Annotated in this window: 24 protein-coding genes; 13 read left to right on the top strand and 11 right to left on the bottom strand. The window is 49.4% G+C overall.

Annotated elements, in window-relative coordinates:
• Nucleotides 1-70: 70 nt before the first annotated feature.
• From QF669_02285 to plsY, 10 genes are all read left to right on the top strand, one after another.
• Complete coding sequence (locus tag QF669_02285) at nt 71-640, top strand: cation transporter (protein ID MDP6456275.1); 570 nt, start codon at nt 71-73, stop codon at nt 638-640.
• 268 nt (nt 641-908) lie between these two features.
• A complete protein-coding gene (gene secD / locus QF669_02280; protein ID MDP6456274.1) occupies nt 909-2,825 on the top strand; it encodes a protein translocase subunit SecD in 1,917 nt (638 codons plus the stop codon).
• Nucleotides 2,822-3,724 (top strand): protein translocase subunit SecF, encoded by a 903-nt coding sequence (gene secF, locus QF669_02275; GenBank protein ID MDP6456273.1) that lies wholly within the window; start codon nt 2,822-2,824, stop codon nt 3,722-3,724. Before secD ends, secF begins: the two co-directional genes overlap by 4 nt.
• A gap of 69 nt (nt 3,725-3,793) precedes the next feature.
• On the top strand, nt 3,794-4,681 hold the full coding sequence (locus QF669_02270) for a DMT family transporter (protein MDP6456272.1): 888 nt from the start codon (nt 3,794-3,796) through the stop codon (nt 4,679-4,681).
• Nucleotides 4,678-5,544, top strand: coding sequence for a hypothetical protein (locus QF669_02265; protein ID MDP6456271.1), 867 nt, complete (start codon nt 4,678-4,680; stop codon nt 5,542-5,544). Before QF669_02270 ends, QF669_02265 begins: the two co-directional genes overlap by 4 nt.
• A 72-nt stretch (nt 5,545-5,616) precedes the next feature.
• Complete coding sequence (locus QF669_02260) at nt 5,617-6,084, top strand: (2Fe-2S)-binding protein (GenBank protein MDP6456270.1); 468 nt, start codon at nt 5,617-5,619, stop codon at nt 6,082-6,084.
• Entirely contained in the window at nt 6,077-8,227 is a 2,151-nt protein-coding gene (locus QF669_02255; GenBank protein MDP6456269.1) for a xanthine dehydrogenase family protein molybdopterin-binding subunit, read from the top strand. Before QF669_02260 ends, QF669_02255 begins: the two co-directional genes overlap by 8 nt.
• Nucleotides 8,224-8,721 carry a methylated-DNA--[protein]-cysteine S-methyltransferase gene (locus tag QF669_02250; GenBank protein MDP6456268.1) on the top strand — a complete coding sequence of 166 codons (498 nt, stop codon included), beginning with the start codon at nt 8,224-8,226 and terminating at the stop codon, nt 8,719-8,721. The genes QF669_02255 and QF669_02250 overlap by 4 nt, the downstream gene beginning before the upstream one ends.
• Nucleotides 8,722-8,792: 71 nt before the next feature.
• A complete protein-coding gene (locus QF669_02245; protein ID MDP6456267.1) occupies nt 8,793-9,401 on the top strand; it encodes a DUF502 domain-containing protein in 609 nt (202 codons plus the stop codon).
• A gap of 143 nt (nt 9,402-9,544) precedes the next feature.
• Entirely contained in the window at nt 9,545-10,198 is a 654-nt protein-coding gene (gene plsY, locus QF669_02240) for a glycerol-3-phosphate 1-O-acyltransferase PlsY (protein MDP6456266.1), read from the top strand.
• A gap of 10 nt (nt 10,199-10,208) precedes the next feature.
• On the opposite strand, the gene QF669_02235 is transcribed toward plsY, so the two are convergent.
• The 11 genes from QF669_02235 to QF669_02185 all read right to left on the bottom strand — a co-directional run bounded on the left by QF669_02235 (nt 10,209) and on the right by QF669_02185 (nt 20,781).
• Complete coding sequence (locus tag QF669_02235) at nt 10,209-10,604, bottom strand: RidA family protein (GenBank protein MDP6456265.1); 396 nt, start codon at nt 10,602-10,604, stop codon at nt 10,209-10,211.
• Nucleotides 10,605-10,606: 2 nt separating this feature from the next.
• Nucleotides 10,607-11,857 (bottom strand): VanZ family protein, encoded by a 1,251-nt coding sequence (locus tag QF669_02230; protein ID MDP6456264.1) that lies wholly within the window; start codon nt 11,855-11,857, stop codon nt 10,607-10,609.
• Nucleotides 11,858-11,899: 42 nt separating this feature from the next.
• The gene (locus QF669_02225; protein ID MDP6456263.1) at nt 11,900-13,546 is read right to left on the bottom strand and encodes a DUF885 domain-containing protein; all 1,647 of its coding nucleotides are present in this window, start codon (nt 13,544-13,546) and stop codon (nt 11,900-11,902) included.
• Nucleotides 13,547-13,568: 22 nt separating this feature from the next.
• Nucleotides 13,569-14,855, bottom strand: coding sequence for a BamA/TamA family outer membrane protein (locus QF669_02220; protein ID MDP6456262.1), 1,287 nt, complete (start codon nt 14,853-14,855; stop codon nt 13,569-13,571).
• Between the two features lie 35 nt (nt 14,856-14,890).
• Nucleotides 14,891-16,279, bottom strand: a complete 1,389-nt coding sequence (locus QF669_02215) for a dipeptidase (protein ID MDP6456261.1) — start codon at nt 16,277-16,279, stop codon at nt 14,891-14,893.
• 61 nt (nt 16,280-16,340) lie between these two features.
• A complete protein-coding gene (locus tag QF669_02210; GenBank protein MDP6456260.1) occupies nt 16,341-16,649 on the bottom strand; it encodes a hypothetical protein in 309 nt (102 codons plus the stop codon).
• A 135-nt stretch (nt 16,650-16,784) separates the two neighbouring features.
• On the bottom strand, nt 16,785-17,009 hold the full coding sequence (locus QF669_02205) for a hypothetical protein (protein MDP6456259.1): 225 nt from the start codon (nt 17,007-17,009) through the stop codon (nt 16,785-16,787).
• 166 nt (nt 17,010-17,175) lie between these two features.
• On the bottom strand, nt 17,176-18,315 hold the full coding sequence (locus QF669_02200) for a prolyl oligopeptidase family serine peptidase (GenBank protein ID MDP6456258.1): 1,140 nt from the start codon (nt 18,313-18,315) through the stop codon (nt 17,176-17,178).
• The gene (locus tag QF669_02195) at nt 18,312-19,394 is read right to left on the bottom strand and encodes an amidohydrolase family protein (protein MDP6456257.1); all 1,083 of its coding nucleotides are present in this window, start codon (nt 19,392-19,394) and stop codon (nt 18,312-18,314) included. Before QF669_02195 ends, QF669_02200 begins: the two co-directional genes overlap by 4 nt.
• Nucleotides 19,391-19,834: a DUF2231 domain-containing protein gene (locus QF669_02190; protein MDP6456256.1), complete on the bottom strand. Its 444-nt coding sequence runs from the start codon at nt 19,832-19,834 to the stop codon at nt 19,391-19,393. The genes QF669_02195 and QF669_02190 overlap by 4 nt, the downstream gene beginning before the upstream one ends.
• Before the next feature lie 2 nt (nt 19,835-19,836).
• Nucleotides 19,837-20,781 carry an NAD-dependent epimerase/dehydratase family protein gene (locus QF669_02185; GenBank protein MDP6456255.1) on the bottom strand — a complete coding sequence of 315 codons (945 nt, stop codon included), beginning with the start codon at nt 20,779-20,781 and terminating at the stop codon, nt 19,837-19,839.
• A gap of 462 nt (nt 20,782-21,243) precedes the next feature.
• Between QF669_02185 and QF669_02180 the strand changes: the two genes are divergently transcribed.
• From QF669_02180 to QF669_02170, 3 genes are all read left to right on the top strand, one after another.
• Nucleotides 21,244-22,032: a hypothetical protein gene (locus QF669_02180; GenBank protein ID MDP6456254.1), complete on the top strand. Its 789-nt coding sequence runs from the start codon at nt 21,244-21,246 to the stop codon at nt 22,030-22,032.
• 152 nt (nt 22,033-22,184) lie between these two features.
• Nucleotides 22,185-22,775, top strand: a complete 591-nt coding sequence (locus tag QF669_02175; protein ID MDP6456253.1) for a hypothetical protein — start codon at nt 22,185-22,187, stop codon at nt 22,773-22,775.
• A partial coding sequence (locus QF669_02170) for a hypothetical protein (GenBank protein ID MDP6456252.1) occupies nt 22,772-23,038 on the top strand: 267 nt, incomplete at its 3' end. The genes QF669_02175 and QF669_02170, both read left to right, overlap by 4 nt.

Here is a 23,038-nt window from a genome sequence, read left to right as displayed (position 1 = left end):
AACGACAGATGTTACACCTCAAACTGACTCAGATTTCAGCGCGCGTGATCCGCTGTACAGAACGGCATACATGCTGGCGCTGATCACTATAGGATATAATTTCGTCGAAGGAATCATATCCATCTACTTTGGCCTCGCGGGAGAAACGCTCTCCCTTTTCGGCTTTGGCCTGGATTCGTTCGTAGAAGTTATTTCAGGCATGGGCATTCTTCACATGGTTCAGCGGATACGGCGTAATCTGGGTGAAGAGCGCGACCGCTTCGAGCGGCGCGCTCTGCGGATAACAGGCACTTCCTTCTATCTGCTGACTGCTGGACTTGCTTTCGGCGCGGCTGTCGATCTCTGGCAAGGGCACGCTCCGGAGACGACTTTCTGGGGCATTATTATCGCCGTGATTTCCATCATAACGATGCAGCTTCTGGTTCACCACAAGACAAAGGTAGGACTGGAACTGAGCTCAAACGCTCTCCTCGCTGACGCCAACTGCACCAGAGCTTGCCTCTACCTCTCCGTCGTGCTCCTTATCGCCAGCGCAGGATACGAACTCACGGGTATCGGTGGACTCGATTCGCTGGGAGCCCTCGGCATCGCCTTCTGGTCGTTCCGTGAAGGGAGAGAATCATTTGAAAAGGCATCTTGAATCTCCCGGACTGATTGATTAACCGGGCGCACATATGTTAAAGCTGATTAAGAGAATAAAAGTATTCTTAACTCACAATCCGAAGCCTGCCCGCCCTCATTCTTTCGGAGCAGGCGGGCGAGTTGTACTTACCACGTCATGGAAGACAGTCGTCTTGGACATACCTGATGACAGATTTCTCCTCCAGAAAAGTGATTGCTTACCATAGCACACCACGCTAAATTCGCCACCGCTTTCGACGGTACTTCTTGATAGGCAAACTATAACGATGTTTCAAAAAAACAGTCCCAGATTGATCATCATCGGCATTGTACTGCTTTTAGCAGTGTATGCCCTCTATCCTACCATCAAGCTGCAGTTGCTTACACCTGAAGAAAAGGCGTCCCTCACAGAATCTGGTGCGCTGGCCGAGTTGGAAAAAAGAGCAATCCGGCGAGGACTCGACCTACAGGGCGGTATGCATATTGTCCTGGAAGTGGACATCCCTACGTTAGTTGATAACCTCGCTTCCAACAAGAACAGTGAATTCAACGACGCCCTTGAAGCCGCCAAGGAGAAAAGCGTCAATAGAGAGCTCGATTACATCGGCCTGTTCCTGGATGAAGCTAAAACTCGCGACCTGAAGCTCAAGCGGTACTATTCAGATTTCGGGTCAGATGATTCAGACATCGCCACCCGTTTGGAGGACGAAGCGACAGATGCGATAAACCGGGCGCTGGAGATTCTTCAAAATCGGATTGACCAGTTTGGCGTATCCGAACCGACCATCCAGAAGCAGGGCAACAGAAGAATTATTGTTGAACTTGCCGGCATTCAAGATCCTAATAGAGCCCGAGCTCTGCTTGAGAGCACGGCCCTGCTGGAGTTTGTACTGCTGAAGAATCCTGAAATCACGCAGGACATGCTCGTCCGGATCGATAAAGTTGTTAAGGGGAGTGAAGAATTTGATGCCCTGATAGATCAAGAGGTTGCCACAACCGGGAGCGATACCACAGATACAACAAAAGTACAGCAAGAGCGTGTTGTAGATTCCAAGGAAGTTTCCCTCACCGAACTGTTTGGCGAAACTGCTGTGGATGATACTACAGAAGAGGATACATCGAGTGTTCTTGTAGATGAACAACTGTTCCAGGAAAGACCTTTCTCCTCGCTGCTGTTGCGGCTTCAGAACGACCTTGGTGTTCAGGCACAGAACGTCTTCGCAGTCAAAAAGATTCTCGAAATGGAAGAGGTCAAATCTATTCTCAAGACGGGAGATTCCCGTATCGCCTGGAGCACAGAAAGGGAGACCTGGTCAACTGCCGATGGGGAACAGGAATCATTTTTCAGGCTTTATCACCTGGAAGCCAGCGCGGGTCTCACAGGCGGTGTAATTCAGGAGGCCATCGAAGATCTTTACAACGGTCAGCCTATCGTGCGACTGAACATGAATTCTGAAGGGGCCAAAACATGGTCTCGGCTGACGGGAGCTAATGTAGGAAAACGTGTGGCGATCGTACTGGATAAAAATGTCCACATGGCACCTGCAATACGTACCAAGATCACCGACGGACGAACCCAAGTAGAAGGCTTCGCCAACATGGCGGAGGCAAAAGACATTGCCATAGTCTTGCGCGCCGGCGCTCTTCCGGCACCTGTCGATATCATCGAGGAACGGACTGTGGGCCCCTCACTGGGTAAGGATTCAATTACCATGGGGACCCATTCCATACTCATCGGACTGGCCCTGGTTCTTGTGTTTATGGTTATCTACTACAGACTGTCCGGCATCATAGCCGCCTTTGCCCTTCTGTGGAATCTTACACTTGTCCTCTCCATTCTCGCCATGCTGAAAGCGACTTTGACCCTTCCCGGCATAGCGGGACTGATCCTGACAGTGGGTATGAGTGTGGATGCCAACGTCATCATCTTCGAACGGATACGCGAAGAGTTGATGAAAGGGAAAACTGTAAAAGCGGCCATCGACAGCGGCTACGCAAGGGCTCTGACTACCATCATCGATGCAAACGTAACAACCATTCTTGCGGCACTGGTGCTGATGCAGTTCGGTACCGGTCCCGTAAAAGGTTTTGCCATCGTACTGTTCTGGGGCATTGGCATCAGTATGTTCACTGCCATATTTACGACGCGTACGATCTTTAATATGATTACCGCTCGCAAGAACATTCAGACATTGAGCATATGAGATTTCTCAAGGAAACACACGTCGATTTTATGGCCATGCGGCGATACGGACTGGTTGTCTCAAGTGCCCTCATCCTTGCAGGGCTCATTTCCCTGATGCTGCAGGGAGGGCCGAAGCTAAGCATCGATTTCGAGGGAGGTACGCTGGTTCAGATTCGCTTCCAGGAGGAGGCAGATATAGGCAAGATTCGCAGTGCCCTGGAAAGCCTGGATCTCGGTAAGAGCGACGTGCAGTCATTCGGGGCCCCTAACGAAATCCTCATTCGGCTGCAGCAAGATCAGGAGACCGAAAAGCTCACTGACGACCTTCGGGAGGCACTTATAACCTTCATGCCGGATGAGACCCCGGATTTCCGCCGCATCGAAACCGTCGGACCAAAAATAGGAGCCGAACTAAGCGGCAAGGCGTTCCTGGCGATCGTGTCGGCTATCATCGGCATTCTTATCTATATCTCTATCCGGTTCGAATTCAAATTTGCCATAGGCGCCATCGCCGCACTAGTTCACGACGTGGTCATTACGCTTGGAATTTTCTCTATCATGAATTACGAGATTTCACTGGCTATCATCGCGGCATTCCTCACTATTGTCGGATACTCACTCAACGACACAATCGTTGTCTTTGACCGCGTACGGGAAAACCTGAAGCGACTAAAGAACGAAGCACAGATTTCCGTTTTCAACAAAAGTATCAATGAATCTCTTTCTCGCACCGTCATTACTTCGCTGACAACGTTCGTGGTTGTATTCACGCTCTGGCTGGCCGGCGGCGAAGTGATACGCTACTTCGCTTTCGCTATGATGGTGGGCGTAATCGTGGGAACATACTCCTCTATCTTCGTCGCCAGCCCTGTGGTAGTCCTGTGGAGTGCACGCTTCTCGGCCACCCAATCCAAGTAACTTTATTTCACCGTCACTATATTTCGGGCGGGATACCGCCTGATCAACCTTTTACCGACTGCATCCTGCATGCGTCCTAAAGTCCTGATTCTCTACTCTCTCCTGGCCGTCATCTGGGGAAGTACGTGGCTTGCCCTCAAGATCAACCTGCGGGGAACGCCCCCTATTCTTGGCGTCGGCCTGCGCTTTGGGATTTCAGCGGTCATCCTGTGGATTATATTCTTGCGCCGCGGCGAGCGACTTACGCTGACAGCCACTGCCATAAAAGTCTACCTCGCCTTTGGGGTGTTGAATTTTGCCACTTCATACTCATTGACCTACTGGGGAACACAACATATCCATATAGGCGTATCAGCCATTCTGTGGGCACTACTTCCCATTTTCGTGGCGCTGCTGGCTCACTTCATGATTGCGGATGATACGCTGACGTTAAAGAAGCTTCTCGGTGGCGCGACTGGGCTATTCGGGACTGTCCTCATCTTTACTCAGGAACAGGGAGCGCTGACTGGGTTCAGAACTATCGGCGCAGCGGCACTTCTGGTGGCCGTACTTATAGCGGCGTGGCCAAATGTCTTCTTCAAGCGCCACCAGACAGAAGTACCACACATGCATCTGAATGTCGCGGCTCAAACAATCGCCGCTGTAATCATGATTCCTCTCTCATTCGCTGTTGAGGACCCGGCCTCTTTCGCCTGGAATCTCACCAATGTTTCGGCCCTCGCCTACCTTGTCATTTTCGGCACCCTTATCACGTGGTCCATCTACCTCTGGCTCTTCTCACAACTGACAGTCACCCAGGTCTCAACCATCGCTCTCATCCCGCCGGTGCTGGCTTCTCTCCTTGGATGGGCAATACTTGGTGAAACTTTCACCTCACGGATGATTGTCGGTTCCGTTCTGGTCCTCGCCGGTGTCTTTATCGTTAACATGCAACAGAAGTCCACCCGACCGGTTTGAGGTTCAGACTCAGAGCACCATTCCCATTTGACCTCTACCGCGGCTTAAAGGATCTGACGCGGCAACCTTTCGGTCTGACCGAGAAGCTGGAAGACGATATCTACCGGACCGTCCGGAAAGGGATTCTTGTGTCTGTTCGCCAGACGGGGGAAAAAACTCTTGAAGTCGAGATCGGTCACGAAAAGCCGGGTGTCAAATCAGCCATTGCGGAGGAACTGAAGCTGAAGTTCGGTTTCCATCAGGATATCAACGCTTTTTATGAATTCGCAAGACGCGATCCCAAGCTGTGGGACCTGGTTAACAGACTGGTCGGGCTTACCATGTTTCAGAAATCGACCCCTTTTGAGGCTCTCGTTACCGCCATCACCGATCAGCAGTTGAACACCACATTTTCCGCTGAACTCAAACGCCGTCTCATTACGTCCTACGGTCGACGCTGGACGGCTGGTGCAGCAGATCTGATGTCATTCCCGGAACCGTCACAGTTGGCGACACTCAGAAGTGATACCTTGCGACCGCTTCAATATTCCGGCTCGAAGAGCAGATACATCATCGGACTGGCGAGAGGCGTGGTGAGTGGTGACTATCCGTTGCATGAGTGGTCAGGACTCGACGATGAGGAACTGCTTGAACGGCTCATGTCCATTCACGGCGTCGGGAGGTGGACAGCGGAGTACGCTGCTATGGTTGGGTATGGCCGGGTAGATATCGTTCCGGCGGCGGACATCGGACTTCAGAGGGCGGTTCAGCGTTGCTACGGCTTCGATCATCGCCCGACGGAGGCTGAAGTTCGGGATCTGTCCGAATCGTGGCGCCCGTGGCGTGGTCTGGTGACGTACTATCTTTGGCATGGATTTGAGTAGATGATTCATCGTGAAGAGAACTAAAATTCCTTGAATCTCCCTCATCCAATCATTATCTTCGGCTAGTTGCAAATGCCCCGCTTCACACTCACTGTAAACGGCAAGAAACAGAGCGTCAAGGCAGACGCCGACACCCCGCTTCTCTGGGTCATCCGGGACAATCTCAATCTGCCCGGCACCAAGTACGCCTGCGGCAGAGGCCTTTGCGGCACCTGCACTGTCCATCTGGACGGTGAACCGGCCCGCTCCTGTATGACAACCGTGGAGTACGCTGAGGATCGGGAAATCACTACCATCGAGGGGTTATCGCAAAACGGTCTACACCCCGTTCAGAAGGCGTGGATTGCCGAGGATGTTCCTCAGTGCGGCTATTGCCAGTCAGGGCAAATAATGACAGCGGCGGCTCTCCTGAAGGAAAACCCGAGCCCTAGTGACAGAGACATCGATGTCGCCATGAAGATGACCCTCTGCCGCTGCGGTACCTACCAGCGCATCCGTAAGGCCATTCACCGGGCCGCAAAGGAGATACGGCGTGGCTGAGCAGAGAACCATCAGTCGTCGCGACTTCATCAAAGTCTCCTCCGCCACGGGAGCGGGACTTGTCATCGGTTTTTACTTGCCGGCAAAAAATCGACTGCTGGCGACCGGAATCGATACCCAGAAACCGTTCCAGCCCAACGTCTGGATCGCCGTCAATCCCGATAACAGCGTCACTCTCACCGTCGGTCGATCGGAGATGGGCCAAGGCGTCCGGACATCGCTGCCGATGATCATCGCTGAAGAGATGAATCTGGATTGGTCGCAGGTTCGGGTGGTGCAAGCTTCGGCTCATCCCGATAGATACGGTAGTCAGAGCACAGGCGGCAGCCAATCGATACGAAAATTCTGGGAACCGCTACGGAAAGCGGGAGCTACGGCTCGAGAAATGCTTCTGCAAGCAGCGGCTAAACAGTGGAAGGTAGATAAGAGTGAATGCTATACGGAAGACGGAGCCGTAATCCACCGCAACTCCGGAAAGAAACTCTCATACGGCGACCTGACTAAAAGCACAGCAAAACTGCCTATTCCTAAACAAATTTCCTTAAAGAACACAGATGAATTCAGATTAATCGGCAAAAACATCCCCCGAACGGATACAGTGGAGAAGGTAGACGGTACAGCCAGGTTTGCCATGGACATTAAAATCCCGGGGATGGTCCATGCTACTGTGGTTCGCTGTCCGGTCTTCGGCGGCAGACTGAAAAGTTTTGATGCGAAAGAGGCGATGGGGATGAACGGCGTCCTGGATGTATTCAAAGTCGAGAAAGGTTTGGCCATAGTTGCCGAGTCTACTTGGAAGACCTTTGAAGCGAGAAGATCCGTTGAGATCAGCTGGGATGAGGGCCCCAACACTGACCTTGATAGCAGCAGGATTGATGAGATGCTTATTACCCGCAGTAAGAGAAAGGGTGCAGCGGGTCGAAAAGAGGGCAATGCTGAGAAAGCTCTGAAAGAATCTGCCAGGGTCGTTGAAGCGGTCTACGAGGCACCATTCCAGGCTCACGCCACCATGGAACCGATGTGTTGCGTAGCGGACGTTAAAAGTGACACGTGCAGGGTCTGGGCGCCAACGCAATCACCTCAACATGCACAAAAAGATGCTGCCAAGATAGCGGGATTACCTTTAGAGAAAGTTGAGTTGAACGTAACCTTCCTCGGCGGCGGTTTCGGCCGGCGCAGTTTCAACGATTTTGTCTCAGATGCCGTAGAGATATCCAAAAGAGTGGCTAAGCCTGTCAAACTCCTCTGGACACGCGAAGACGACATGCAGCACGATTATTACAGGCCAGTCAGCCGGCATATTCTTAGAGGAGGATTGAACGAGCAAGGCGATGTCATCGCACTGGCCCACAGAGTTGTAGCGCCATCCATCATCTTTTCCAATTATGTTACGTTTCCGGTTCCATTTAAGGAGAAACTCGACAAAGTTGCCCTAGAAGGTGCTAAAGATATTGCATACAATATCCCAAATATTCTTGTCGACTATAAGATGACAAATACAGCCATCCCCGTTGGCTGGTGGCGTTCAGTGTACGATTCTCAGAATGCATTCGCCAGCGAGTGCTTCATTGACGAATTGGCTTCGGCGGCGGGAGAGGACCCCTTCAAGTTCCGGCTGGAGCTTCTTTCAGATTCGCCGCGGGATGCCGGCGTGTTGCGCCTAGCGGCTGAGAAATCGGACTGGGACACCAAGGCACCCATCGGTCGCTACCGCGGGATTTCCTGCCACGCCTCGTTCGGCTCTTACGTTGCACAGGTTGCGGAAGTATCATTAAGAAGCGATAGCGTGACAGTCCATCGGGTGATCTGTGCCGTCGATTGCGGTCAGGTAGTGAATCCCTCTATCGTGGAGACTCAGATTGAGAGCGGTATTGTTTATGGACTTTGCGCAACATTAAAGGGAGAGATTACCATTGAAAAGGGACGAGTCGTCCAGAGTAACTTCCACGACTTCCCGTTATTGCAAATAGACGAGATGCCGAAGATCGAAGTGTACGTCATGGACAGCAGCGAACCGCCAACGGGCGTCGGTGAGCCCGGCCTGCCACCCATAGCACCTGCCGTGGCAAATGCGGTCTTTGCCGCTACCGGGAAAAGGGTTCGCAAACTCCCCATCAGGATGGGCGACCTCCCGGGCGCGTGATCGCCTATACTCACCTCAAAACACCCATCGGCCCGTTATTCCTGGCAAAATCAGATAAAGGTCTATGTCGTGTCGGTCTACCGGGTAAGTTGGAGGAATCCACCCTATCCTGGCTAGCAAAACAGTTCCCGCAAGAAACAATCGCTAAAAATGACGGCGCCCTAAAGTGCGAAACAGCTCAATTAAGAGAGTATTTCAGGGGTAAGAGAGAAAGCTTCACCTTCCCTCTCGACTTGCGAACCACCACGTTTCGACATAAAGCCTTGCAAGCCGTCCATGATATCCCTTACGGAGAGACCGCATCCTACAAGGAAATTGCGCAACGCATGGGAGCGCCAACAGCGGTACGGGCCGTAGGAAGTGCCAATGCCACCAACCCCATCCCCATCGTTATCCCCTGTCATAGAGTGTTGAGCCACGACGGTTCCCTCGGCGGATACGGGGGCGGACTAAAAATGAAATCGTGGCTCCTTGCACATGAGGGTGCACTTTAGCAAAGTTTCACAACTGTTGACCTCCTTCCGATTGTGCAAATTGCCGTATTGAATTAACTTACCGCTAAATTATGGCCGGCATCCTGAAACACTTCCGTGGCAAATTCGTCGCGGCACTGGTTACAATCGCACCTGTTGTAGCCACTTTCTACGTCATCAAAGTCCTCTTCAATTTTTTTGACGGATTTGCTTCCCCCGTCCTTGACGCAATCTTACCCATTCACATTCCAGGACTGGGCTTCATCATCACACTTTTATCACTCTATCTTTTCGGTCTCCTTATAACCAACTTTCTCGGGCATCAATTCGTCAATCTAGGCGAAAATATTCTTGCACGGATCCCGGTGGCAAATACGGTTTATGGAGCCGCCAAGCAGATCACACAAGCCCTCAGCGGAACGAGGAGCCGCGCCTTCCAGAAAACCATCCTGATCCCCTACCCTCAAGAGCATACGTGGACTCTCGCTTTTGTCACCGGCGAATCGACAAATGAGGACGGTAAAGAATTCTATCATGTGTTCGTCTCTACCACACCGAATCCCACTTCAGGATTCATGCTCATCGTTCCCAAGGAGGAGGCCATCGATGCCGAGCTCTCGGTTGAAGAAGGATTAAAATCGATAATCTCAGGCGGAATGCTGGCTCCTAAAAAGAACAAGATTAGAACAAAGGACAAATAAGAAACCAGTCCGGAAGCTTAAGTGGGGTTAAGGAGGGTGAGACAGAAAGCTCCCGAACTGGCTGTAGCAATCATATCTACTCCAGTGACTATGAAAAGTTCCCACAAATCATCGCTAGAAATATCACAATAAACTGAGTCGAAATGGGCCTGTTTCTGGTTCTCATATTGAGTTATCTGGCTGGATCTTTTCCTACCAGTATCATCGTGGCGCGGCTAGTCAAGAATATCGATATTCGAGAACACGGCAGCGGCAACGCTGGTATGTCGAATGTGGTTAGAGTCGTCGGCTGGAAGCCTGGGCTGGTGGTAGGCACGGTAGATATCTTTAAAGGTTGGCTGGCAGCTGGCGTGATAGCGGCCTGGTCCTTAGGGGATCTTGTTATATCGGATTTTGGAATCGTCCAGATTATGGCAGGATTCTCCGCCGTGCTCGGTCATACATTTACCATCTTCGGAGGATTTCGCGGCGGTAAGGGCGTCGCCACCCTTGCTGGCGTACTGCTGGCCCTCTACCCCGTTGCCATACCAATCTGCGCCCTTGTGTTCAGCCTGGTCTTTATGCGCTGGGGCTATGTCTCAGCAAGTAGCATGTCAGCATCAATTACACTTCCCATTGCCGTGGCGCTCATTCCCTTGCTGGGCTTCGCGAAGGCAGAGCCATCGCTGACTATCTTTTCACTTTTCGTTCCCCTGTTTATCATTACAACCCACCGAAGTAATATCCAACGCTTAAAGAGTGGAACTGAGAAAAAGTTCGAAGAAGTGATGATCTTGAAATCTCGGCGGCGGCGGTAACAGACAGGATTCACTCAGAGCGGATGATGGCCTCCGCTTCCACTTCAATCAGCATTTCAGAATCGATCAGGGACTGAACTTCCACCATCGTCGTTGCCGGCGGATGCTCGCCAAAGAACTCCCTGTGAGCCCGGCCAAACTTCTTCCATAGAGTGATATCCGTTACATACATTCTCGTCCTTATAATACCGTCAAGGCTTGCGTCTACCTCTTTCAGAGATTGCTCGATGATCTCGAAACACCGTTTCGCCTGCTCATAAGCATCCCCGGGAGCGTGGACTGAACCGTCACGGGCGACGGGGGCTGTACCTGACACGGACACTTGATCTCCGAATCGCACTGCTCTGCAATAGCCCACCGATTTCTCCCAAGGTGCACCGGAGAATACTCTCTTGATTCCTGATATCTTCACTTGGACCTTTCCTCCATTCTGTAGCTGTATTGATGCAAACCCGCCAACAGGAACAGGATGATGAGCGCCATCAGCCAAAGTGCCCGCTCGGATATAGTCGTAACCAGATGTCTGTCCACTGCGCTGCTGTAGTCGGCTGTTTGTGGTTCGAACCGTTCCAGCAAGTCCCTTGCGGCCGGGCCCAGCCGGTACGAAGAAGACGAAAGAGTTTGAGTAAAGTACTTGCTCACGATTAGATTTTCGGCGCGGGCTACCGTCAAATACTCTCGTTGTGATTCTTCATCTTCTGCTTCGCGAGCACGATTCATGTATCTATCGCGACGGAAAAGATGAACACGCATTTCGTGAATTAAAGGATCTTTATGCGAAGGATACTGGTGCAGAAAGTCCTGATAGCGGTCGTCGCCTGAATAGTCATCCAGAACTTTTGCCGCCTCCCTGGCACTCCTCTCATCATTTTCACGCAACTCCGACAGAGATAGTCTTGAGTAGAATTCACCAAAATCGGGATCAGCATGCCTGTATCCGAATTCATTCATCATCTGCGGATTGCCAGCAAGAGGTCGAAGCAGCCCTATGCGGTTGGTATACCACTGGAACCGGGCGGGTGTATTTGATGCACACAGACTCAGTAGAATCACGGAGGCGGCGGTTAGACGGACAAGTAACCTGACGGAAAACGGATTCCATCTTTTCTGTACGGATGATGGTGATAGCCCTTTCCAGATGCCGAGCTGAATGAGGCCTCCGCCAACACCGTTCAGCCAAACGTCTCGATAATCCCAGAACCTTTGCGGAACAATCCACTGGATTATTTCATCCACCGTACCAACCAAAAGACAGAATACTGCGCTAATGAAATAGATGGAACTGTTCTCAACCCTGTGTCTGAATGCCAGAAACGCCAGAGCCCCCAAGACGCCGTACTCGATAAAATGGAGTGCTTCTGCAGGAAGACTCCTGAGACTGTAAGTAAAATAGACATATGCTGCGAAGACCAGGAGTATCCACAGATATTGATGCCATCTTACCTTCCTGTCAGACCGCCGCATGGCAAGAAAAGTGATCACCGTCGCAAGGGATAGAACGGCAACAACGACCAGTAGCAGCGACTGGCGTCCCCAGAACCGAACCCACGTATTCTGAAGCGCATTGGCCAGCGGAATAGTTACATAGATCAGCAGCGTCCAGAGCGCCACCATCAGCCACGACAGCCACACTCGTCTGAGGAGAATTCGAATCAGCACGGTGAAATGACGACAACCGTGAAAGAGAGGGCGGAATATCGATTACAGGATTTCACCCATCTCCTCAAGCATCAGCTCTCTGACGAGCGGAAGAGGCGGTGCACCGAATGAGAGAAGTGTATCGTGGAACCGCTTGAGAGAGTACTTTTTCCCCTGTTGTGTCTTCCAGTCCTCTCTCAATTTGAGGAGCATCAGTTTGCCCAGCGTATAGTTCAGATAGCCCGGGTCGTAAGTTCCTCTCTCGGCTTCCTTTCTGGCCGGCGTCTCTTCCATATAGCTGTTTTCCATGAAGAAAGTGGTAGCTTCATCGACAGTCATTCCCCCGGTGTGCATTTTGATGGCACAGATATAACGGCAGTCGCGCAAGAGGGCTTCGGACAGCTGCGCCAGTCTGTATTGAGGTTCACCTGCATGCCACCCCTCATCCAGCATCATCTCTTCGCTATAGTGGGCCCAACCTTCCCAGAAAGAATAGGCGCCGGCAATCTTCGCAACCTTCGATGGCGCCGACAGTGTGTGCTGATAGTGGACATAGTGTCCCGGATACGCTTCATGTACAGAAATATTGTCCAACGTTGCGTAATCAAACTTTGTCAGCCACTCTTCCTTTTGTCTGTCACTCCAGTCCGGGTGAACATTTGTAACATAATAAAAAGATTCAGTGGCTACCTCCTCAAACGGCCCGGGTGGGTCGCACATCGCGAACGCCCAGCGCATGAAACCAGGAGTCTCCTCCACCAAAATCCGCACTTCCGACGGCACCGTTACAAGTTCGTTATCGATGAGAAACTGTCTTATCTGTTCCAGCATGTCGGCTGTATCGCTGGTGAGGCTTTCCGGAGAGGGGTGATTGCTTGCGATCTCCTGCATCGCTTCCTGGGGCTTCTTATCTGGCAAGTAGCTAAGCGCTTCTGACTCAAACCGCTTCCTGTTTTGCTCAAGGTCAGTCTCTCCCAGTTTCAGGAGTTGATCAAGCTCAATATCCACCATTTCTCCTAATTGGAGCATATCGATGAATTTGAAACGTCCGATGGTAAATTCTTCAGTCGCGGCGGGCAACAACTCCTCTTCCATATACAGAACAAATTTTTTAACGGCCGCGGCAGCTGCTTCCACGGCGGCATCAAGCTGAGAACGAATGCGGCCGTCTGCAACATTCTGAAAGAATTCCAATACGTCACCCCTATAGAAATCTCTATATCCCTGGTACATCTCAATTGCGGTGACCAAGTTGATTCGCGGCTGTACAGGTTTCAGATTGAACCGCTGCTGTTCCAGGAAATGAGCGACCTGGGAAAGATGGTCAGTGACGTGCAGAATTCGCTCTTCCAACGGAGCATAGTTGCGCTTCATGTAGTGACTGACATCGAGATGTTCAGCGTACGCCATAGGATCTTCTGCCCACCAGCAAAGCCGATGAATTGCAAACGTTTCATACTCAACAGTCAACTCGAGTTGTTTCAGATCAGCCTGACTCTGTCGGTCAAGATTTTCGCCTTGCAGTCGCTTAACCTCAATAAGGTAAAATTGAAGCCGCCGATGGAAACCCATGATAGTTTCATACGCAAAATCGGGTATCTTTCCCAGATACTGTTTAAATCCCATCTGCCGACCCAGCGTGGGATTAAAGTTGAAATAGTCATCGTAAAACCTATCTACCAGATCTTCAAACTGTTGCGGCGGTTTCATTTTTATTATACTCCTTGACGCTTTAGAACTTCTGTCCGACAGCCAAATGAAAACTTCTTTCCATAAACTTCCCCTCTCTGAAGGCCCAGCCATAGTCGAGTCGGATGATACCGGCTATAGGCCACGGGATGCGCACACCGACACCGATGCCGGCCATGGGAGATTGATCAAACAGTGTCTTGATGGAGGTGGACATCATCCCCACATCTGCGAAAACTGCGGCGATAAGTCCGTACTCCGTGTCTATGGGTGTGATTGATCTCGGAATAATGGTCTGACGGAGCTCCGCAGAGGTGACAATCCAGTGATGGCCAAATCTGAACGCCATCGATTCATCACGGTAAATTTTGCGTTCAGGGACACGCCAGCCTCTCACACTCAGACCGCCACCGAGATAGCTCACCCACACATCGTGCAAGTTTCCGAAGGAGAGCATCCCCTTCAGGTTTATTCCGGCCGTCAGCTTTTTCAGACCCGGGATCAGGGTATGGTAAAAGCTATACGATTGAAACCACTTCAGAAAATTATTTTGATCCCCCTCAAAATCGAGCACCGCATATAAGTTTTCGATAAACAGCATGCCGTTGCTGGGATCGGTATAGATGTCACGCGTGTCGTATATGAATGTCCCCTGGGGCGCGATATAGGTATAGTCTAATATCTCATTTTCTCCCTGAAAAGACTTACTCTCTAGCTCAAACCCAACACTCACCCTCCTCTCATAACCAAAGTAGCGCCCCACATTTGCTTCAAATGAAATTGTCTCTATGTCGTATTCAAGAAACGGATGTGAAAAAATGGCGCGACCAGTCTGGATGCTTAATGAAATGTGGTCACCGATTATCCACGGGTCGAGAAACTCTAAGCCAAACGTCTTGAAAGCTCCGATGCTCCCACCAAGATTCAGGTTTTCGTTCCTGCCGCGAAAGTTCTTGATCAGGACACCGCCGGAAAGCGACCACCCTCTATCTTCCGAGTAGATAGGCATAGCACCGGGAATAATCCCCAATGTCTCGATTACGCTGTAGCTGAGAGTACACGATCCGTCTTCATTCGGAACCATCTGCCAGCTGACGATGCTGAAGATGCCAAGATTCTCTATCCGATCCCTGTCTTCTTCCACTAGCGTACTGTCCAGCGGGATATTTACAGGATGCTGTATTTCGCGCCGGATGATGTACTCCTTCGTCTTACGATGGCCGGTCACCTCAATTTCAGAGACTAGATTACACACTTCACCCATGATTGTCGCCGGCAAGATAAACCAGAATCCAGCTAGGACGGAGATCAACCGCAGATCGTGCTTCATTTTGGAAAAGGTCGGGATTGTGAACTTAATATTAATCAGATTCGTGACAGTTCATCATACAGATATATGCTACTGAGGATACCCTTTTCATAGTTCTCCATATCGAACCACTCGTTGGGTGCGTGGGCATTTTCATCTGGCAGACCAAAACCTACCATAACAATAGGGACATTCAGCACTTCATTGAGAGTCTGCACAAAGGGGATAGAACCGCCCTCGCGAATGAACACAGCGTCACTATCGAATCCTCTCTTCAGTGCTCTCACTGAAGCTTCGAAAGCAGGGTGGCTGGTATCGGCGAGGAAGGGCAATCCACCGTGCATCCGCTGCACCGACAGTTCAACTTCCGGCGGTGTAATTTTCCTGATATAATCTTCGAACATGGTAGCGACAGTCTCAGGATCCTGATTAGAAACCAACCGCATACTGACTTTTGCATGAGCCTCAGCCGGGATGACTGTCTTTGATCCTTCTCCTGTGAAACCGCCCCAGATTCCACACACGTCAAGGGCGGGGCGGGCCCAGAGATTCTCCAGCACCGAAAACCCTTCTTCGCCGTAAAGTTTAGCCGCGCCGATCTCCTTGCGAAAATCCTCTTGATCAAACGGCAGCTTTGCCAGTGCTTCTTCTTCGTCGGGTGCCAGCTCAACCACATCATCATAAAATCCCGGAATGGTAATGCGACCCTTTTCATCCTTCAGCTGATTGATTATCTCTGTCAGCGCATGGATGGGATTCTTGACAGCGCCGCCAAACGATCCCGAATGGAGATCCTGTCCGGACCCGCGCAGGTCAATCTGGAAATAGGCCAGGCCGCGCAGACCGCAACAGATAGACGGTACCCCCTTCTTGATCATTGAGGTGTCAGAAATAAGCACAACATCAGCAGCCAGCATCTGCCGGTTATCTTTCAAAAAGGTGTTCAGATTCTTACTACCGACCTCCTCTTCTCCTTCTATCAGAAACTTCAAATTGACCGGCAGTGCGCCTGCTTCCTTCAGCCAAGACTCAACAGCCTTCAAATGAACGTGAACCTGACCTTTATCATCGACCGATCCGCGCCCGTACATCTTACCGTTCCTGACAGAAGGTTCAAAAGGCGGCGTCTCCCAGAGATCGAGAGGGTCGACTGGCTGAACATCGTAATGACCATATATGAGAACGGTTGGCTTTCCGGAAACACCCAACCATTCGCCATAGACAATCGGATGACCATCTGTCTCCCAAATCTCGGCTTTTTCAAGTCCGATCTCCAACATGATTTTCTTGGTAAACTGTGCACAACGCTCGACATCACCCTTATGTTCGGTACTACTCGAGATGCTGGGGATCCTTATAAGATCCTTCAGTTCCTCAAGGAATCCATCATGATTCTCTGCGGCAAAACGGGCTACTGTTTGAACAGCTAACTCTGATTCTTTCATTCGTATGATATGTTTGAACTTATATTCTCTATCCGGGTCTCGGTTCAATCAGAACAGAGTATCAGCGGTGCTTCTTAGAATCTGCAGGAAGCTTTACTTCAGAAACACCATCCCCGGGCGTCACTACCGGTCCGTTGTTACTGTCGCCTTTCATCAGATTGTCATAGGATGTAAGGTTCAGGCCGCCAGCATTTCCGCCATGACATGCAGTAAAGTTACAGCTTGTATCGAACACAGGTTGAATCTGCGTCGTGTACTCCACTTGCCCGCTTAAAACCGTCGCGAACCAACCTGAGATGATAACAGAAAATAGAGTGTTCCTCATATCTTCTTCTCTCGACTGTTGAGCACACCCAGGCAACTTCTTCATCTGAAATTTATGTGAAAGAGCACATTATCGCTAATACTCCTTTCCCAGATCGATTCATCATATTACTCGATTCTCCCTTAAATCAAAAAAGCCTCCCAAAGGAGGCTTTTTCAAAGACCCAGCGAAAGCTAAGTACTAACGACCCCTTGCCATCTTCGCACGGGAGACATCCCCGTCCTTATCGACGAAATAGAGGTATCCTGATTGTCTGGCCACTCCCGCGCCGGCAACTCTTTCGGCGTTCCCGCCACCTTTTCCCGCACGAGCCATCTTGGAACGCCATACGTCACCATCTTTTCCAAGATAATAGAGGTAACCAGATTCCTTGTTAACGCCTACAGTCTTGACTTTTTCAGCCATTGTGTATCTCCTTTATTTAATGGAAAATGGTTGCTTTTCTTTCTCGACGGCGATTTTAGACCTTCTCGTCGAGAAAGTCAAGCATTTTCCTCGAAAGGCTTGAAGATAGGAATTTTGCTGTTTTTCGGCTTCACACCTGCCTGTCTGTCTCCCATCGAATCAGATGTCACACAAGCTTACCCAGTAACCTGCTCATGAAAACACCAATCTTCCATGCCTCTCTTATAAAACCTATGTAGCCCTTACTGTGTTCTGTTACCTCCGAATGGGCATAAAGATAACTGATGAAAGTGTCGACTTGCTTTCCTCTTTCTCGAAGAGCTCTATCGAACATCACAGTTTCCGTGAAAGGAACCATGGTATCGTTGGCTCCGTGCATAAGAAAGAGAGGAAAGTCGATTCGATCCAAAAACGATCTAGGCGAGAGCGGCTCGATAGTCGCACGGACTTTAGCCAAGGTTTCTTGCGCCAGCTTTTGTGTCTCCAAATCACTATCTTTGAGAATCTTATCCACGAACCTCTGATCTTTCCGTGAAAGATCGCTATATGCCGCCAAGACTTTATCTTCTTCAGCCCCAGCACATGTGAGCAGATACGATTGCACATTATTGAAATCGAAGTCTCCATCTACATATTGAATGAAGTTGTGGAAAAAACCGACTCGACCCCACTCGTGAGGTTCCAGGTGATAATCATTGATCCCGTCGCTGAAGTTTCCTGTCAGAACGAATTCTAACGTCTTTTCGAAATCGAAAAAACTCCCGTAGGAAAGCACAACGGCCGGTTTTACGATCATCCTTTTGTCACAGCACGCCTTGACCATCAGACTGCCGCCAAAGCTCATACCGACGGCGGCAATCCGTGTCGCGTCCACATCTTGTCTTCCGCTGACAGCTTCATATACTCTGATTATGTGATTAATGGACTCCTGGCGGATGAGCACCTTCTTCAGTTCGGGGATTCGCGGTAGGAACACCCTGAAGCCGCCTCTCGCCAGTGCCAGGGCGAGTTCATTTACGGCTTCATGTTCTTCGCCGGCCGGGGAGGCCCCGGGGTAAAGAATAAATGCCGCGCATTCACCCGCGGTGGCAGGATGGTAGATACGAAGCGGCTGGTCGTTGCCATCTCCGTCAAGGTAGGAACTCAACTCCATGGAAACGGCCCGACTGACGCGGTTGAAGAGCGACTTGATAGGACCAGGTACTGTACTGCCAACAATCACGAAAAGCCGCCAGATGAACCTTAGGCGGCGGCGAAAGACGATCACCAGAAATAGAAGGACAACTGTAGTGATCAGCCAGTTCATGTCGTCTCTGAGATCAGATTCATTCCCCTCGCGAGGCAGGAAGGCGGAACGTCAAGTGCCTGTAGTTTAGCCGCATCACGCAAGAGAATATTATCGACCTCCAGGATTCTCCATGCTTTACTCAGAGGCAGTCTGCCTAAAAAGTAGTAAGGACTCGTGAACGGGAAAGAGAGCAGCGGAAAGTCGCTGCCGTAGTACATCCTTTCAAAAAGCGCAGGATGATCCAGCAGATAACGCATTCGCCGCTGGTGATGAAGCATCCCCAATCCCGAAATATCTCCATGCAAGTTTGCATAATCTCCAAGCAGATCGATGAAGCGGTAGAAGTACGAACCATCTCTATCTCCCCCTCCCGCAGCGCAGTGCGCCACAATCACTTTTACACCCTCTTCCAGCGCCGTCCGCAATCGTGCCGGATCGCCATACGACTGATCCACAGAGGAAACTGTATGCTCCGTACCGCTGTGTGACAACAGGGGGAGATTCAGCTCCCGCAAGCGGCGATAGAATGGAATAAGTCGGTCATCAGAAGGATCGATGTTCTGACTGTTGGGAATCCACTTCACAAGGACAGCACCCTGTTCTGCCACTTTTGCCAGTTCGTCGAGGGCATCCTTTCTGTGAGGATTGACCGAAGCACCGGGCACGAATTCTTCCTTTTCAGCACAGACTGAAAGGAGATAGTCGTTAGACACATAAAACGGTGTATCTTCCTTATTAAGATTGCCTGCTGCGTCATAAACCCCATCCATAGCCAGCAAAACCCCGTACCGATGCTGATCAGATTCATCGAACAGCTGCTTCAGACGGGCAACATATTTAGTGTCACGTTCTTCCGGTGAACCGGATTGATCGATATCGATAAAAAGCGATGATGCTCTGTAGACAAGAGACTTGGCATATTCCCGGCTGACAAAACAATCATTTGTTTCGCTTGTACCCAAGAGATGAATATGAATATCACAGACAGAAGCAGTCTGTCCTACAACAGAACCGGTCGCCCCCAGCGGTCGGATGAGAGGAACGGCGCTATGGGCAAAAAACAGTGAGAGGGATTTGAGGAAGTCGCGGCGTTTCACAGAAGTCCCACACCAACGCCGTGGGTCATGACCAGTTTGCCGCCTAGGTACCCTGTGATGCCGACCGAGATGGAGAGAAGAAGAAGGCAGAGAAGTGCTGCAACATCCAGGCGCCGATCAACAGGATTCTTGAGGAACAGCCACAGCCAGCCGAAGAAAACGATGAGCGTCCCCCAGAAAGTCACGTCCGCGTATGTTTCGTGCTGTTCCATGACTTTTCCGGCGGCCGCCGGAATATCAGTCTCCTGCTGGGCAAGGTTTACTGCATCTTCGCCAGAGAGTGTGGCTCCGAGAGTCAGGACAAGGGAAAAGCCTAACAGCCATAGCGGTGTTGATCGACACATCCAGGAGCGCTTGAAGACGAGGACGGCTTGAAATAGACACGCTGTCATAATCAGGGCGATGGGGAAGTGCGTTAGCTGCGGATGCAAACCGGCCATATCTACGCTTCCTGCCGTTTCTGAGCGAAGGCCCGAATGGCGTCAGAGGAGGAATACCGATAGCGAAAACTTGTCTCCCTTTCAATTCTACTGCCGTCCACCACCCACGGAAATTCGATAAAATCGATCATTGAACTCGGCGCCTCCGTCAGAAACTTAAGTCTTAAGCTCCAAGCCAGTGCGGTAAGCCATCGTATTAAGCGCGGCCCCAACCTGAGAACTCGCCCTCCCATCTCTGCTACGGCGTTTTCATCGGAGATGGTTTCAGGCGGACCGAGATTGTACGCACCGGCAGGTGCTTCGGCAGCCATGACGTACAGAGCATCAGCCACATCTTCTTCATGAATGTACTGCATCTCTACATCGGCATCTTTCACCAACGGAACCAGCGGCTTACTCACATACCGTGAAACAAAGTTGTTGATGTGTGGGCCGCATACGATAGCGAGCCGTGCGATGATTACATCCACATCAGAATGGGAATTCTGGAAATCGGCGAGCCGGCTCTCGACAGTGGCTTTATCGCGAGAGTATTGAAATCCTTCATTGCCTCTGATTGCGTTATCTTCCGTTAGCCGTGGAGGATTATCCGAATGAGCGCCATAGGCCGTGGCCGAACTGGTCACCACCAATCGCCGCACGCCAAACTGGTCCACATGACTCATGACATTCTCCAGAGAGCCTACATTTATTTCGAACATCTTCTTTGAGTCGTGTGTGGGATTCAGTGCAAAGACGAGATGGATTACCGTCTGAATCTGATGGTTCTGAAAAATATCGATCAGATCACTGTTACAGTTTCTCTGATAGAAAACGAGCTTGGAGAAGTCTTCTTTAGGAGGAACGACATCGAGGCCGACAATATCCTCCACCGTTTCATCAAGTTCATATCTGCGGCACAATTCGGTGCCGATGTAACCTGACGATCCTGTGATGAGAATAGCCATGCAGACGGAATTTAGTTCAACGGCTTATAAAACAAAAAGGCTCTTAAACACAAAGGGGAAACCCTCTGATGAGAAAACCTTCAAAGATTTGGAAAACTTGAAGGTTTCCTTGACCCAAGTTCGTCTTGAATTGGTAACAGATGCAGGTTATCATTGGATGGACAGAAACACGAACAGCTTGACTGAGATAAGATAAAAAGTAATGTGAAGATCGTTATATCTTGGCTTTACTGCTATCTCTCCTTAGTTTTCCTATTATGCTATCACATCAGCTTTCTCAACCACTTTCCCAATCTCAATCTGAAAAATGACGGGGGGACGGTCGGGATGAAAGAAGGACCCACAGAGTGATATAATTTTTTGAAGAGTTGATTTTCTCTTAATAGCTGTATAGATTAACTCAGCGGGAGATTTTTTCAGCAGCTAGTAGAGTTTTTTTAATGCTAACCAAAGGTTGTAGCTATGCGTAGAACACTTGTCAGTACTATAATCATCTTTACCACAGTTTTTTCACAAGAGATTGACTGGATAAATAAAACTATTACTGTAGAGGGAGCAGCTTATGGTAAAAACAAGCTGATAGCAGAAAGAGGGGCCAAAACTGATGCCCGACGCAATCTAATTGAAGCCTTAAAAGATGTCAGGATCGATTCCAGAACTACAATGCGTAATCTTGAAGTTGAAGAAGATTTAGTGGTCTCTGAAGCCAGTGGATATATTAGACAAGCGTGGTTTGATGACAATTCTGTTGCATATGAAAGAGATGGTGAAAAATGGGTGTGTACTATCTCTATAACAATGCCACTATTAGGGGAATATTCCCAAGCGGTTTTGCCCAGCGGAGGATCAAAGAAATCTGCTGAAGCAAAGGAACCTGTATATGAACCATCTACTACACCACCGCCACCACCCGCAAAGCCTTATACTGGTCTTGTTATAGATTTAAGGGGTAACAAGATTGTGCCTTCTATGGCTCCGAAAATTGTCACAGTAGACGGTTCGGTTCTCTATGGAATGAGGACAGTATCTAGGCAATATGCCACAAGCATGGGTGTAGTTGGCTACATAAAAAAAATTGATAATCCTCAATCAATGATCAGAATTGGAGATAATCCATTAGTGCTAAAAGCAAAAGGCACCAGCGGAACGACTCCTAGTGATGCAGTAGTGGAAGGTGATGGGGCTGGTTTGATTAGTTCTATGGACCAACAGCTTTTGGCCGAATGCAAAGTCGCCTTTTTGATTGATTGAATTTAGCAGGTCATACTTTTCATTTAACCTTTTGAATCTCTGTCATTAAGCAATATTTCTTAACTATACTGCTACTATCTTCTTTGATATTAGGGCAAGATCGTGTTCTGATTGAAGGAAAGGCTGAATACAACTTCAGCGACAATGAGACTTTGATCGAAGCTAAATCTCTTTGTTACAATATGGCCTTAAGAAATGCAGTTGAAAGCTATCAGATTTTTGTTTCATCCATGGTAGATGTACGAAACATGCAGGTGCGTAATGATATAATTCAGACTCTATCTACCGGGTATTTAGAAGATTTAACTGTTGTTGATGAAAGAATAGATAAGAACAACAATATTATATATTATAAGCTAAAGGCCTATATCCAACCTGAGCCATTTAATAAAGCCTTGAAGCAGGAAGTAAAGAGAAGGAGCAATTTTGCAAAACCATCTGCTATTAATGAAGGTAAATACTTGACGATTATAAGTATTTTGGAAAAAGATCAAATAATTAAGGTGGTTTATAAGAAGAAGTTTGGAGATGATAGGATAGGAAATGATCGTTGTGATTATCAATCTAATAAAGGGAGTGAATGTTATTCCTATGTAATGATTGATTATTATGATGAAGATGGTATTCCAATTAATGGTGATAGGAGATCAACTGCGAAAGGTTTATTGGCTGGCGAGATAAGAAGTGCATCTTTCCAAAAACAAAGCGGAGTAAAATCTTACAGAGTTTGGGTTACGAAATGAAAAAGGTAACTATATCCATTTATGCCATCCTGCTTTCACTCTCTTTCGCTCAAGAAAGGGTAATACTGGAAGGTGAGTACACCTATAAATGGGGAGATAATGAGACCGTACTTGTAGCCAAGTCACTGTGTTATAATATGGCTCTTAGGAATATGGTTGAGTCCTACCACACATTTGTTGTCTCAACTACTGATATTCATAACTATGAAGTAAGAAATGACCTGATACAGACATTGTCTGCTGGATATCTTGAAGACTTGACT

The organism is Candidatus Neomarinimicrobiota bacterium, from assembly GCA_030743815.1.
Classification (GTDB): domain Bacteria; phylum Fidelibacterota; class Marinisomatia; order Marinisomatales; family S15-B10; genus UBA2146.
Note: the sequence above shows the minus strand (reverse complement) of the source record. Positions and strands in the feature narration are given on the sequence as shown.